The following is a 13,503-nucleotide window of genomic DNA, read 5'->3' as shown; positions in this document are numbered from 1 at the left end:
TCGGCGGGTGGCAGCGACCGACTGGACGACGACCCCGATCCACCCCGACCGGCCCGAGGCGACAGCCCTGCTGGAGGCCTACTTCGAGGAGATTGTCCGCCGATACCACGGCCGACCGGTCAGGCCGGGCGAGGTGGCCGCGGCGATGGCCGACGAGCCGAGCGCCGACCTGACCGGGCCGACCGGGTTCCTTCTCGTCGCGCGTCACGACGGCCGTCCGGCCGCCTGCGCCGGGCTGCGGTACCGGCCGGACTGGGCGGAGCTGACCCGGCTGTACGTGCAGCCCGCGTACCGTGGTCGCGGCGGCGGGGCGGCCCTGCTCGCCGCGGTGGAGCAGCGGGCCCTCGCCGCCGGGGTCGACCGGATCCGGCTGGACACCCGCAGCGACCTGGTCGAGGCCCGCGCCCTGTACGCCCGGCACGGCTACCGCGAGATCCCGGCGTACCACGGCGGCGCCTACGCCGAGCACTGGTTCGAGAAGGCCCTGGGTTGACGACGCGTCGGGCGCGCCTCCTCCCGATTTCCATCCGGTTCTGAGAACCTTTTTCACATGCTGTCGTCGAACGTGCCGGCGCGTCCCCGCTCGTCGTCCCCGCCCGCCCTGCCCGGAGGGCCCATCGACTTCACCGAGGCGTGGCTGCGCAACCGGCGGCTGTCCGAGCACACCCGCGACGCGTACCGGCGGGACGTCGCCGGGTGGCTCGCCTGGTGCGCCGACCGCGAGCTGGACCCGCTGCGGGCCAACTTCCTGCACGTCAACGAGTACGGCCGGGCGCTGGAGGCGACGCTGGGCGCGCGCAGCGGCAAGCCGCTCACGCCGGCCACCGTCGCCCGCCGGCTCTCCGCCCTGTCCAGCTGGTACGACTTCCTGGTCAAGCTGCGCGCGGTCGACGCCAACCCGGTCGCCGGCGCCGACCGGCCCCGGATCGACCGGGACCACTCCGCCACCGTGGGGCTCACCCCCGAGGAGGTCGACGCGCTGCTCGCCGCCGCCGACGCCGACACCGGGTCCACCGCCGTGCGTAACCGGGCCGCGATCGCCCTGCTGGCCGACCTCGGGCTGCGCGTGGGCGAACTGGTCTCGCTCGACCTGGCCGACCTCGGCGCCGAGCGGGGCCACCGCAGCGTGCGGTTCGTCGGCAAGGGCGGCAAGTTCCGCCGCCGCGCCCTCACTCCCGGCACCGCGTACGTGCTCGACGCCTACCTGGCCCAGCGGGCCGCCGCGCAGGGCGTGACGGTGCCCGAGCTGACCGGCCCGCTGCTGGTCACCGCCACCGGGTCCCGGCTGGACCGGCACGCCGTGTTCCGGCTGGTGCGCAGGCTGGCCCGGACGGCCGGCATCCCGGCCTGGGCGAGGCTGTCACCGCACTCCCTGCGGCACGCGTTCGCCACCACCGCCCGCGCCGAGGGCGTCCCGCTGGAGGACGTGCAGGACGCCATGGGCCACGCCGACCCGCGTACCACCCGCCGCTACGACCGGGACCGGCACAACCTCGACCGGGACCCCGCGTACGTCATCTGGGCCGCCCGGGCCCGCCGCCGCGGCTGACGGCGGCCCCGACCGTTTCGGCACCCGTGCCCTACGAGTCGGCGAGGACGAGCACGCGGCTGAACGCGCCGATGCTCTCCTGGTCACCGGCGACGATCACGACGTCCCCGTGGGTCAGGACGTGCCCGGGCCCGGGCGCCGTGACCGTCCGCCCGTCGCGGACGACGGCGATGACGGTCACGCCACGGGTGTGCGCCACGACGTCGGCGAGCGGCCGGCCGTCGTACGGCGACGCCGCGGTGACCGGGACCTCGGCGACGCTGATCGCCTCGCGGTGCCGTTCCAGGTGCGTGACGTGGTCGATGGTGGCGATGCTGTGCAGCAGTTCGGCCACCTCCTGCGCCTCGGCCGGGGTGAGGGTCAGGGACCGTTCGACCGTGTCCGGGTCGCCGGGGGCGTAGACGACGAGGTCACGTCGGCCATTGCGGTGGCAGACGACCCCGAGCATCTGCCCGTCGCCGGTGTGCAGGGTGTAGCCGACGCCGACCCCCGGCAGCGGAACGCGTTCGATCTGCATTGTTGCCTCCTGTCGTCGGTGCGGGGTGCGACCTCACGTTTCATGGTCATCCGCGCGACGCGGACCGGCATCGGTGCTGACACCCATTTGCCGCGGTCGCCCAGGCCAGGAGGCGTCGGCGCGGCGCGTACGCGGCGGACAATGGGTGCGGGCACGCATTTACAGGACGCGCCCCGGCCGACAGGCTGATCATGATGAGGGCGAGAAGCGCGAGGGGAGGTGACGTCGTGCCGCTGTTCTGGCGGATCTTCCTGCTCAACGCCGCCGTGCTCGTCAGCGCCACGCTACTGCTGCTCGGGCCGGTCACCGTGTCCACCCCGGTGCTGCTCACCGAGGCGCTCGTGCTGACCGTGGGCCTCGCCGCGATGCTGGTCGCCAACGCCGCGCTGCTGCGGGTCGGCCTGGCCCCGCTGCACCGGCTGACCCGGGCCATGACCACCATCGACCTGCTCCAGCCCGAGCCGCGCCCGGTTCCGGCCGGTCAGGCCGGCATCGCGGACCTGATCCGCGCCTTCAACGCCATGATCGACCGGCTGGAGGCGGAACGGGCCGCCAGCGCCGCCAGCGCCCTGTCCGCCCAGGAGGCCGAGCGCCGCCGCGTCGCCCAGGAACTGCACGACGAGGTCGGCCAGACGCTGACCGCCGTCCTGCTCGAACTCAAGCAGGTGGCCCGGCACGCGCCCGAACCGGTCCGCGCCCAGCTCGCCCAGGTGCAGGAGACCACCCGCGACAGCCTCGACGAGATCCGCCGCATCGCGCGCCGGCTACGCCCCGGCGTGCTGGAGGAACTCGGCCTGACCAGCGCCCTCAAGGCGCTCACCACGGAGGTCACCGGGCACACCGACCTGACCGTGCGCCAGCACCTCGACCCCGACCTGCCCGCCCTCGGCGGCGAAGCCGAACTGGTGATCTACCGGGTCGCCCAGGAGGCCCTCACCAACACCGTCCGGCACGCCCGGGCTGCCACCGTCGAGTTGTCCCTGGTCCGCGAGCCGGGCCACGTGCGGTTGCGGATCCGCGACGACGGCCGGGGCATCGGCAACGCCGCCGAGGGTGCCGGCGTCCGGGGCATGCGCGAACGGGCCCTGCTCATCGGCGCCCAGCTCACCGTGACATCCGGCGCGGCCGGCGGCACCGAGGTGCGGCTGCGGGTGCCGGTCGGCGACCGGGAGGACGTGCCGTGACCACCCGCATCCTGCTCGCCGACGACCACGCCCTGGTGCGCCGGGGCGTGCGCCTCATCCTCGACAGCGAACCGGACCTGACCGTGGTGGCCGAGGCCGGCGACGGCGCGGAGGCCGTCGCCCTGGCCCGCACCGAACGCCCCGACCTGGCCATCCTCGACATCGCCATGCCGAGGATGACCGGCCTGCAGGCGGCCCGGGAGCTGTCCCGGCAACAGCCGGGCCTGCGCATCATCATCCTGACGATGTACGACAACGAGCAGTACTTCTTCGAGGCCCTCAAGGTCGGTGCCAGCGGCTACGTGCTCAAGTCCGTCGCCGACCGCGACCTGGTGGAGGCCTGCCGGGCCGCCGTCCGCGACGAGCCGTTCCTCTACCCCGGCGCCATCAACGCCCTGATCCGCACCTACCTGGAACGCCGTGCGCGCGGCGAGAGCCTGCCGGCCCGGGCCATCACCGAACGCGAGGAGGAGATCCTCAAGCTCGTCGCCGAGGGCCACTCGTCCAAGGAGATCGCCGGCCTGCTGTTCATCAGCGTCAAGACCGTCGAGCGGCACCGGGCCAACCTGTTGCAGAAGCTCGGCCTCAAGGACCGGCTCGAACTGACCCGCTACGCCATCCGGGCCGGCCTCATCGAGCCGTGACCGCACACCCGGGTCGGCGCGCCGTTCAGCAGAGCAGCTCCAGGTGGTGGTGGGCGTCGCCGGCGATCTCCTCGTGCCGCAGCCACCGCCGTGCCCACAGTCGGGCGACCAGCTCCGCCTGCTCGTCGCCCCAGGCGGCGTGTTCCACGAGCAGCGCGGCGGTCAACGCGTACGCCATCCGCAGGGCCAGCCCGCGCGCGCCCGCGACGACCGTGGCGGCGCCCGGGTCGGCGGCGACCTCGGTCAGGGCGCCGCGCAGCTCACCGGTCACGGCCGCGAGCGTGTCGGCCAGCGCGGGCGACAGCGGCCGGGCCAGGTCGGCGGCGGCGGCGAGGCGGCGCAGCAGCGGCAAGCCCGCGTCCTCCCGGGTCACGGCACGCAGCACGTCGAGGGCGAGCACGTTGGTGGTGCCCTCCCAGATGGGCAGCACCTGCGCGTCGCGCAGCAGCCGGGGCACGCCCGTGTCCTCCACGTAGCCGGCACCGCCGAAGCTCTCCACGTACTCGCTGGCGGAGCTGACCGCGAGCCGGCCGGTGGCGAGCTTGGCCAGCGGCGCGACCACCCGCAGCTCGGCGGCGGCGGCCGGATCGGCGCCGACCTCGACCCGGCCGAGCAGCGCGAAGGTGTGCCCGGCCAGGGCGAACGCGCCGGCCGCGTCGACGGCCAGGGTGCCGAGGGTGGCCCGGTGCAGCGGGTTGCCCGCCAACGCTCCGCCGGCGACGTGCCGGGCGTCGGCGTACGCGCGGGCGTAGGCCAGACCGCGCCGCATCCCCCCGGCGGCCGCCGCTGCGTTGTGCACCCGGGTCACCACGACCAGGGTCATCGCCCGGGCCAGGCCGGGCACGGCCGGGTCGCCCAGCGGCAGCGCGTACGCGTCGCGCAGCCCGATCTCGGCGGTGGGCAGCGCGCGGGTGCCGAGCTTGTCCTTGAGCCGGTGCACGGTCACGCCGGGCGCGGGCGCGTCGGGTGCGGCCGGACCGGGCAGGGGCGAGTCGACGGCGTAGCGGGGCACGAGGAACGGGGCGAGCACGCGGCTGCCCCGCCCGGCGCCCTCGGGCCGGGCCAGGGCGACCGCCATCGCCGCGTCGGCGGCGGAACAGAACCACTTCTCGCCGGTCAGCCGCCACGAGCCGTCGGCGGCGGGCCGGCCGGTGGTGGTGGAGCGGCCCAGGTCGGAGCCGCCCTGCGACTCGGTCATCCACTGCCCGCTGGTGATCGCGGTGTCGGGGTCGGTGGAGGTCAGCCGGGGCAGCCAGGCGTCGCGGACGGCCGGGTCGACGTCGGGGAGGCTGAGCAGGGCCGCCGCCCCGTCGGCCATCGCCACGGGGCAGGAGAAGGTGGCCGACTCCGGCCCGTACAGGTGCAGCAGGGCGTGCTGCACGACCCGCGTGCCCGCCCCCCACGTGGCGCGGGCGGCGTCGAGGTAGGGCAAGGCGACCACGGCGTGCCGGGCGGCGGCGGCCCGCTGGGCCTGCCAGCCGGCGGAGGTGTCGACCCGGTCGACCCGGGCGCCCCACGGGTCGTAGCGGACCAGGGTGGGTGGGTGCGCCTCCGCGTCGGCGTGCGCGGCGCGCAGCGGCCCGGTGACGTCCGCGGCCAGGTCGGCCAGCCGGCCCTTCGCGGCGGCGTGCCCGTCCGCGCCGAGCTGCCGTTCCAGCCAGGACCGCAGCAGCCGGTCGCCGGTGTACGGGTCGTCGAGGGCCGGCGCGGGCTGCACGAAGCGGGTCATCATCGGGCTCCTGGCGGGTGACGGAGGGTCTGCGCCGACGGTAGACGATGCGGCGGCGGGCCCGACAGGGCTACTTTCCTGCGGAGCGGCCCACCGGTTCTCTACGGTCGACAGGTGGGCGCTGAGCAGCCGTGGAGCCGGCCGGCCCGACGGGGCCGCCCGATGCGTACCGGGCTGGTATTCGCGGGCGTGACGGTGCTGCTGTGCTGCATCGGGGTGGCCGGGCTGGGCGCCTGGAACGTGCAGGTCGTCACGCAGGCCAGCGGCCCGGTCCGGGAGACCAGCGAGGCGTTCCTGCGGTCCGTCGCGGCGGGGGACACCGACGGCGCGTACGACCGGCTCTGCGCCGACGCGCGCAGCCGGTGGAGCCCGATCGGGTTCACCAGCTGGGTACGCACCCCGCCGGTGGTCAGCGAGTACGAGATCGTCGACGTGTCGGTGGCGACGCGGGGTGGCCGCCCGCACGGCACGGTGACGGTGCGGCTGACCCGCGACAGCGGCCACACGGAGGAACGGGAGTTGTCGGTGGTGCGCGAGGACGGGGACTGGCGGGTGTGCGGCGACCCGTACTGACTCAGCGGCGGGGGCCGAGTTCGCCGGCGCGGTAGTGCCTGCGGCAGAGCACCTGGTAGCGCACCTCGGCGCTGTCCACGGTGTCTCCGATCACGACCTGCTGGCCCTCGCGGACCACCCGACCGTCGACCACGCGGGCGTTGAGCAGCCCTTCCCGGCCGCACCAGCAGAGCACCTCGACCTGGATGCGGGCCACCTCGTCGGCCAGCTCGAACAGCCGTTGCGCGGCGGGGAACAGGCAGGACCGGAAGTCGGTGGCCAGCCCGAACGCGTAGACGTCGACGTCGTAGCTGTCGACCAGCTCGGCCATCTGCTCGATGTGCTCCAGGTTGTAGAACGACGCCTCGTCGCAGATCAGGTAGTCGACGCGGACGCCCTCGGCCCAGGTGTCGTGCACGAGGGCCCGCAGGTCCAGGTCGTCGGTCACCTCGACGGCCTCGTGGGCCAGGCCGATGCGGGTGGTGACCTGCGGGCCGAGCGAACGGTCGATGCGGGTGGTGACCAGGCCCCGGCGGCCCTGCCGGGCGTGGTTGTGGTTCATCTGCAACGCCATCGTGGACTTGCCGCAGTCCATGGGTCCCCAGAAGAACTTGAACGCCGCCGCGTGCAGCGGACGCCCGTCCACGCCCCGCGCCGCGGCGCACCCGGCGGGGGAGTCGTCGGGGCGCAGCGGTGGGCGGGCCAGGCAGATCGGGGCGGCGGCGTGGTGGGTCACGGTCGGGCAGCCTAGTCGATCGACGCTGCCTGATCCGGCTGACGCGGGGGAACGCCCCCCGCTCAGAGCACCCGTGGCGGGGTGTTGCCGGCGGCGACGATGGCCCGGCGGATCGGTACGGCCAGCAGCAGCAGGAACCCGACGACGAAGAAGACCAGCAGGGAGACCAGGCCCACCCGGTAGGAGTTGGTGAGCTGGAACACCAGGCCGAAGGCCAGCGGGCCGAGCCAGCTGGTGCCCTTGTCGCTGATCTCGTAGAAGCCGTAGTACTCGCCTTCCTTGCCGGCGGGGATGAGCTGGCTGAACAGCGACCGGCTCAGGGCCTGGCTGCCGCCGAGCACCAGGCCGATGGCCGCGCCGAGGATCATGAACGGCAGCGGGGCCTCGGCGGGCAGCCGGAACGCGCCGAGGATCACCCCGGTCCACAGCACCAGGCTGATCAGCACGGTCTTCCAGGCGCCGATGCGCTTGGCGAGGGCGCCGAGCAGCAGCGCGCCGCCGAAGGCGAGGAACTGCACCAGCAGGATGGTGACGATCAGCGTGGTCTGCCCGAGCCGCAGCTCCTCGGTGCCGTACTGGCTGGCCAGGGCGATGACCGTCTGGATGCCGTCGTTGTAGACCAGGAAGGCGAGCAGGAAGAACAGCGTCAGCGGGTACGCCTTGATCTCCCGCAGGGTGCGGCCGAGCTGCCGGAAGCCGTCGGTGACCGGGTTGCCGCCGGCCAGTGCGGCGGCGGTGGGGTGCTCGCGCAGCCAGCGCAGCGGGACGAGGGTGAAGACCGCCCACCACACGCCTGCGGACACGATCGACCAGCGGGCCAGGTCGAGGGTGCGCTGGTGGTTGCCCTCCTCGCCGAGCATGCTGACCGCGACCAGGTTGAGCGCCAGCAGCAGGCCGCCGCCCAGGTAGCCCAGCGCCCAGCCTCGGCTGGAGATGCCGTCGCGGTCGTCGGGGCCGCCGAGCTGCGGCAGGAACGAGTTGTAGACCACGACACCGGCGCCGAAGGCGATGTTGGCGACCATGAACAGCGCCCCGCCGAGCAGGTACCGGTCGCCGGTGACGAAGAGCATGCCGACGGTGGCGCCGGCACCGACGAACGCCGCGGTGGCGAGCAGCCGCTTCTTGTGCGCGGACCGGTCGGCGATCGCGCCGACGACCGGCAGCGCGAACACGGTCAGGAACACCGACAGCGACACCAGGTACGGGAAGTACGAGCCGGCGGCGACCTTGATGCCGAGCGGGTAGACGTACCCGGAGCAGGTGTCGGCGCCGAGTTCGCAGCCGGCGGCGAGTTCGGTGACGGTGGTCAGGAACGGCCCGAGGAACACGGTGATGACCGTGGTGGAGAAGGCGGACATCGCCCAGTCGTAGAAGTACCAGCCGCTGCGTTCGCGGCGGGTGCTCGCCGGGGCGGGGGTGTCGCCCACCGTGGGGGTGGTGGTCTCGGCCATCGGGGTCCTTCGAACGGTTCAGGCGGCCCAGTGGCCGCGGCTGCGGTAGACGTCGCGCAGCACGCCGACGTGATCGGTCATGATGCCATCCACTCCAAGATCAAGTAACTCGTGCATCTCGGCAGGTTCGTCGATCGTCCAGACGTGCACGTGCAGGCCGAGTCGGTGGGCGTGACGCAGGAACCGGCGGTCCACCACGGGCACCCGCCCGTAACGGACCGGCACCTGCGCGGCGACCACCGACGGGGGCAGCCGCAACGGCCGGCCGGTCAGCGACGCCACGCGCAGCCGGGCCACCCCGCGCATGCCGAGGCTGGTGGCGACCCGGCCCTGGGTGAGGGCGCGCAGCCGGGCCAGCCGGGCGTCGCTGAACGAGGCCAGCAGCACCCGGCCGCCGGCGTTGGCGCGCCCGATGGTGGCCACGGCCGGGTCGACGCCGCCGTCGGCCTTGACGTCGATGTTGAACCGCACCTGCGGCCAGGCGTCGAGGACCTCGTCGAGGCGGGGCACCACGGCGGCGCCGCCGACGCGTACCGACGCCAGGTCGGCCCAGCGCAGGTCGGCGATGCGCCCCGGCTCGCCGGTGACCCGCGTGAGCGTGGCGTCGTGGAACACCACCGCGACGCCGTCGGCGGTGGCGTGCACGTCGGTCTCGACGTACCGGTAGCCGAGCCCGATCGCACGGGCGAACGCGGCGGCCGTGTTCTCGTCGCCCTCGGCTGCGCCGCCACGGTGGGCGAAGGCCAGCGGCGCGGGGCCGTCGAGGTAGGCGTGGGTCACGCGGGGGAGTATGCCCGGCCCGGGTGGCCGCCGGACGTCCACCCGGTTGCCGGTACCGGCAGTGCCTGACCCGCGCCGGGCTGGCGGATGTCGGACAGTGACGTCGTCACCGCGCTGCGGTGCGGTGACGACGAGGTACGCGAGGTCGCCGCCCGCCCGCAGGGCGCGGCGCGGCACTACCTGTGTGCCATGGTGCCGTCCTGGGGCGGGGAGGTGGTCGCCTCCACGTTCCTGCACTTCTCCACCGATGGCAGCCTGCTCTACCTGGAGTGCGCCCGCACGGTGCTGGAGCCGCCGCGGCAGGGGTACCACGACGTGGACCGGCTACCGGCCCGCGAGGACCTGGGATACGACTACGGCGCCCGCGTCGGCGTGCGGGAACTGGCCTGCGGCGCCAACTGCGCGGAGCTGACCCGCCCGGACGCCGACCCGAACCGGGTCACGGGCCTGCTGCAGCGGCTGGCGACGGTGGCGGCTCCGGTGGCGCCGGTCGCCACGGCGGTCGGCGAGTCGCTGCGGCTGGCGCAGGCCGTCTGACGGCACGCCCGGCGGGTCAGCCGGGCGAGCGGTGCCGGCGGTGTAGCCGGCTGGTGTCGGCCGGGCGGCCGGGGTCGACGTGGCGGGGGCGCTCCGGTTCGTCGGGGCGCAGCGGCACGAGGGCGTCGGTGACGGCGTCGATGATCCGGTCGGTGGCCCGCACGGCGGCGCCGGGCCCGCCGTGGGCGAGGTCGGCCAGGTCGACGGGCGCGCCGAAGTGCACGCGCAGCACGGGGCGGCGCCACACCGCGCGGGCGATGCCGCGCAGCAGCCCCTTCGGGGCGCGGTAGGGCACCACCTCGTGGGAGCCCCACTGGGCGACGGGGATCACCGGGGCGCCGCAGGCGAGGGCGAGGCGGGCGGTGCCGGTCTTGCCGCGTTCGGGCCACATGCCGGGGTCCAGGCCGATGCGGCCCTCCGGGTAGACCAGGATCACCGAGCCGGCGGCGACCGCCGCCGCGGCGTCGTCGAGGGCGCGGCCGACGGCGGCGGTGCCCCGGTCGACGCGCAGGTGCCCGGCGTGGCGCATCAGCGGGCCGATGACGGGGGTGCGGAACAGCCCGCCGGTGGCCATGATCCGGGGGGCGACGCCCCGGGCCCGACAGGCCGCGGCGAGGACGACGGGGTCGAACGGGCTGATGTGGTTGGCGGCCAGGATCAGCGGGCCCCGGCGCAGCGCCGCGGGCACGTCGCCGCTGACCTCCAGCCGGGCCAGGAGCGCGACGAGGACGCGGGCGAGCAGCTGCGCGGCACGCCAGAACAGGGGCGGCTGCCAGGTCGGGCGGGTGGTGTCCATCAGCGCGCATGGTCGCATGCGGGGCTGCGCGCACGCGGCGCGGGGCGGGAGACCGGCGGGCCGTCCGGCAGAGGTGATCAGGGTCATTGGTCCCGGGCCGCTTCGGGCCCCCCGGCCCTGCCGGATTTTCTACGACGAGCGGTAGTATCTACTACGTCTCGTAGTATGCACAGCTGGGGGTTTCTGGTGGACGCGTTGGACGTCGCCCGCTGGCAGTTCGGTGTCACCACCGTCTACCACTTTCTCTTCGTGCCGCTGACCATCGGCCTGTCCGTGCTGGTGGCGATCCTGCAGACGCTGTGGCACCGCACCGGCGACGAGAAGTACCTCAAGCTCACCAAGTTCTACGGCAAGCTCTTCCTGATCAACTTCGCCATGGGCGTGGTCACCGGCATCGTGCAGGAGTTCCAGTTCGGCATGAACTGGAGCGACTACTCCCGCTTCGTCGGCGACATCTTCGGCGCCCCCCTGGCGATCGAGGCGCTTGTCGCGTTCTTCCTGGAGTCGACCTTCATCGGCCTGTGGATCTTCGGCTGGGACCGGCTGCCCAAGCGGCTGCACCTGGCCGCCATCTGGGCCGCCGCGATCGGCAGCAACCTCAGCGCGTACTTCATCCTCGCGGCGAACTCGTTCATGCAGAACCCGGTCGGCTACCGGATCAACCCCGAGACCGGCCGCGCCGAACTCACCGACTTCGTGGCCGTGCTGACCAACAAGGTCGCCATGATCACCTTCCCGCACACCATCGCCGGCGCGTTCCTGGTGGCCGGCTCGCTGCTGGTAGCCGTCGCCGTGTGGCACCTGGTACGCAACCGGGACTCCGCCGACACCCCCGCCTACCGGTTCGCCGCGAAGTTCGGCTCCTGGGTCACCCTGGTCTCCGCCGCCGTCGTGGCCTTCACCGGCGACATCCAGGGCAAGATCATGACCGAGGTGCAGCCGATGAAGATGGCCGCCGCCGAGGGCCTCTACACCACCGAGAGCCCCGCCTCGTTCTCCGTACTCACCATCGGCAGCCTCGACGGCAGCCGCGAGGTCTTCGCCCTCAAGATCCCGCACCTGCTGTCCTGGCTCGGCACCGGCGACCCGAACGGCACCGTGCACGGCATCAACGACCTGCAGGCCCAGTACGCCGCCCAGTACGGCGCCGGCAGCTACACCCCGATCATCCCGGTCACCTACTGGAGCTTCCGCTTCATGATCGCCTTCGGGATGGCCGCCGCCGCGATCGCCCTGCTGGTGCTCTGGAGCCAACGAAAGGGCCGCACCCCCACCAGCAAATGGCTGCTGCGCGCCGGCCTGGTCATGCCCCTGCTGCCCCTCGCCGCGAACTCCTTCGGCTGGATCTTCACCGAGATGGGCCGCCAGCCCTGGATCGTCTTCGGCGAGATGCTCACCCGCGACGGCGTGTCCCGCAGCGTCTCGCTCACCGAGGTGCTCACCTCGTTCACCGCCTTCACCCTCATCTACGCCACCCTCGCCGTGATCGAGGTCAAGCTGCTGCTGCGCTACGCCAGGGCCGGCGTACCCGACCTCACCCCGGCACCGGAGACCGACGACACCGACGACGACGCCGAGCGCCCGCTCGCGTTCGCCTACTGACCCCGGAGCCCCACCGTGGAACTCACCACCATCTGGTTTCTGCTCGTCGCGGTCCTGTTCACCGGGTACTTCATCCTCGAGGGCTTCGACTTCGGCGTCGGCATGCTGCTGCCCGTGCTCGGCCGCGACGACCGGGAACGCCGCGTCCTGATCAACACCATCGGCCCGGTCTGGGACGGCAACGAGGTCTGGCTGATCACCGCCGGCGGCGCCATGTTCGCCGCGTTCCCCGAGTGGTACGCCACCCTGTTCTCCGGCTTCTACCTGCCGCTGCTGCTGATCCTGCTCGCCCTGATCATTCGCGGCGTCGCCTTCGAGTACCGGCACAAGCGCCCCGAGGCATCCTGGAAACGCCGCTGGGACACCGCGATCTTCGTCGGCTCGCTGCTGCCGGCGGTCCTGTGGGGCGTGGCGTTCGCCAACATCCTGCGCGGCGTGCCGCTGGACGCCGACCACGAGTACGTCGGCGGCCTGGTCGACCTGCTGCACCCGTACGCCCTGCTCGGCGGGGCGACCACCGCCGCGCTGTTCCTCACCCACGGCGCCGTGTTCATCGCGCTCAAGACCGTCGGCGACGTCCGCGAGCGTGCCGCCGCTCTCGCGGTGCGCCTGGGCGTGGCCGCCGCCGTGCTCGCGGTGGCGTTCCTGAGCTGGACGTTGACCATCCGCTCCAGCGCGGCCGCCGTCGCGTTCGCCGTCGGCGCGGCCCTGGCGCTGCTCGGTGGTCTCGCCGCCGCCCGCGTACGCCGGGAGGGCTGGGCCTTCACCGGCACCGCCGTGGCGATCGCGCTGGCCGTGGCGACGCTGTTCGCGGCACTGTTCCCGAACGTGCTGCCCTCCACGCTCGACGCGGCCGGGACGCTGACGGCCACCAACGCCGCCTCCACCCCCTACACCCTGAAGATCATGACCTGGGTGGCGGTGGTGTTCACCCCGATCGTGCTGGCCTACCAGGGCTGGACGTACTGGGTGTTCCGCAAGCGCATCGGGGTGGCCCACATCCCGCGCCACTGACCCGCCCCCGCCGGATGGCCGCGGGCCCCGCCGCCGCCATCCGCCCGGGCCACGGGACGGACGCGCACTCCTTCCGCGTCCGCCCCGTGGCCCTCCCACGTCGCCGGCGCCCCGAGCCGAGGACGCCGCGCACGCTTCCCAGGGGTGCAAGATCGCGCTATTTCCTGGAAGGAGTGGCCTCCCGACGCAGGGAGGCCACTCCTTCCAGGTTGAAGCGCGACCTTGAGGCAGGAGAGGCAAGGTCAGAGGCGGTTGAACAGTCGGCTGCGCCATGGGCTCCGGCCGTCCGACCGCTCGCTCGGCTGATCCACCGGGCCGACGACAGCCCGGCCACAACGCCGGCGTCGCCAACCTGCGGGACCGGGGCGTGTCGGAGATGTCCTCGGCCCTCAAGCGCCGGTTCAACTTCGAG

Annotated in this window: 14 protein-coding genes; 8 read left to right on the top strand and 6 right to left on the bottom strand. The window is 73.6% G+C overall.

Features of this window, described 5'->3' with window-relative positions:
* The first annotated feature begins 7 nt into the window (after positions 1–7).
* Both ABZ809_RS26900 and ABZ809_RS26895 read left to right on the top strand, forming a co-directional pair.
* Positions 8–493 (top strand): GNAT family N-acetyltransferase, encoded by a 486-nt coding sequence (locus tag ABZ809_RS26900; protein WP_357565388.1) that lies wholly within the window; start codon positions 8–10, stop codon positions 491–493.
* A gap of 57 nt (positions 494–550) precedes the next feature.
* Positions 551–1,549 (top strand): tyrosine-type recombinase/integrase, encoded by a 999-nt coding sequence (locus ABZ809_RS26895; protein WP_357565387.1) that lies wholly within the window; start codon positions 551–553, stop codon positions 1,547–1,549.
* A gap of 31 nt (positions 1,550–1,580) precedes the next feature.
* Here the strand turns inward: ABZ809_RS26895 and ABZ809_RS26890 are convergent, their stop codons facing one another.
* A complete protein-coding gene (locus tag ABZ809_RS26890; RefSeq protein ID WP_357565386.1) occupies positions 1,581–2,066 on the bottom strand; it encodes a TrkA C-terminal domain-containing protein in 486 nt (161 codons plus the stop codon).
* A gap of 227 nt (positions 2,067–2,293) precedes the next feature.
* Here ABZ809_RS26890 and ABZ809_RS26885 point away from each other — a divergent pair, with 227 nt between their 5' ends.
* Entirely contained in the window at positions 2,294–3,250 is a 957-nt protein-coding gene (locus ABZ809_RS26885) for a HAMP domain-containing sensor histidine kinase (protein WP_357565385.1), read from the top strand.
* The gene (locus ABZ809_RS26880) at positions 3,247–3,894 is read left to right on the top strand and encodes a response regulator transcription factor (RefSeq protein ID WP_357565384.1); all 648 of its coding nucleotides are present in this window, start codon (positions 3,247–3,249) and stop codon (positions 3,892–3,894) included. Before ABZ809_RS26885 ends, ABZ809_RS26880 begins: the two co-directional genes overlap by 4 nt.
* A gap of 25 nt (positions 3,895–3,919) precedes the next feature.
* Here the strand turns inward: ABZ809_RS26880 and ABZ809_RS26875 are convergent, their stop codons facing one another.
* Positions 3,920–5,623, bottom strand: coding sequence for an acyl-CoA dehydrogenase family protein (locus tag ABZ809_RS26875; RefSeq protein WP_357565383.1), 1,704 nt, complete (start codon positions 5,621–5,623; stop codon positions 3,920–3,922).
* Between the two features lie 114 nt (positions 5,624–5,737).
* On the opposite strand from ABZ809_RS26875, the gene ABZ809_RS26870 reads away from it, so the two are divergent.
* Positions 5,738–6,196: a hypothetical protein gene (locus tag ABZ809_RS26870; RefSeq protein ID WP_357565382.1), complete on the top strand. Its 459-nt coding sequence runs from the start codon at positions 5,738–5,740 to the stop codon at positions 6,194–6,196.
* Position 6,197: 1 nt separating this feature from the next.
* Here ABZ809_RS26870 and ABZ809_RS26865 read toward each other — a convergent pair whose 3' ends face one another.
* From ABZ809_RS26865 to ABZ809_RS26855, 3 genes are all read right to left on the bottom strand, one after another.
* On the bottom strand, positions 6,198–6,866 hold the full coding sequence (locus tag ABZ809_RS26865; protein ID WP_357565439.1) for a thymidine kinase: 669 nt from the start codon (positions 6,864–6,866) through the stop codon (positions 6,198–6,200).
* A 107-nt stretch (positions 6,867–6,973) separates the two neighbouring features.
* Complete coding sequence (locus tag ABZ809_RS26860) at positions 6,974–8,362, bottom strand: MFS transporter (RefSeq protein WP_357565381.1); 1,389 nt, start codon at positions 8,360–8,362, stop codon at positions 6,974–6,976.
* An 18-nt stretch (positions 8,363–8,380) separates the two neighbouring features.
* Positions 8,381–9,154 carry a glycerophosphodiester phosphodiesterase gene (locus tag ABZ809_RS26855; RefSeq protein ID WP_357565438.1) on the bottom strand — a complete coding sequence of 258 codons (774 nt, stop codon included), beginning with the start codon at positions 9,152–9,154 and terminating at the stop codon, positions 8,381–8,383.
* Positions 9,155–9,229: 75 nt separating this feature from the next.
* Here ABZ809_RS26855 and ABZ809_RS26850 point away from each other — a divergent pair, with 75 nt between their 5' ends.
* Positions 9,230–9,679 carry a hypothetical protein gene (locus ABZ809_RS26850; RefSeq protein WP_357565380.1) on the top strand — a complete coding sequence of 150 codons (450 nt, stop codon included), beginning with the start codon at positions 9,230–9,232 and terminating at the stop codon, positions 9,677–9,679.
* Positions 9,680–9,695: 16 nt separating this feature from the next.
* Here the strand turns inward: ABZ809_RS26850 and ABZ809_RS26845 are convergent, their stop codons facing one another.
* Entirely contained in the window at positions 9,696–10,475 is a 780-nt protein-coding gene (locus ABZ809_RS26845) for a lysophospholipid acyltransferase family protein (RefSeq protein ID WP_357565379.1), read from the bottom strand.
* 186 nt (positions 10,476–10,661) lie between these two features.
* Between ABZ809_RS26845 and ABZ809_RS26840 the strand changes: the two genes are divergently transcribed.
* Both ABZ809_RS26840 and cydB read left to right on the top strand, forming a co-directional pair.
* A complete protein-coding gene (locus ABZ809_RS26840) occupies positions 10,662–12,077 on the top strand; it encodes a cytochrome ubiquinol oxidase subunit I (protein ID WP_357565378.1) in 1,416 nt (471 codons plus the stop codon).
* A 15-nt stretch (positions 12,078–12,092) separates the two neighbouring features.
* The gene (gene cydB / locus ABZ809_RS26835) at positions 12,093–13,091 is read left to right on the top strand and encodes a cytochrome d ubiquinol oxidase subunit II (RefSeq protein WP_357565377.1); all 999 of its coding nucleotides are present in this window, start codon (positions 12,093–12,095) and stop codon (positions 13,089–13,091) included.
* Positions 13,092–13,503 lie beyond the last annotated feature (412 nt).

Origin of the sequence: Micromonospora sp. NPDC047074, from assembly GCF_040643815.1 — a bacterium.
Taxonomy (GTDB): domain Bacteria; phylum Actinomycetota; class Actinomycetes; order Mycobacteriales; family Micromonosporaceae; genus Micromonospora.
Note: the sequence above shows the minus strand (reverse complement) of the source record. Positions and strands in the feature narration are given on the sequence as shown.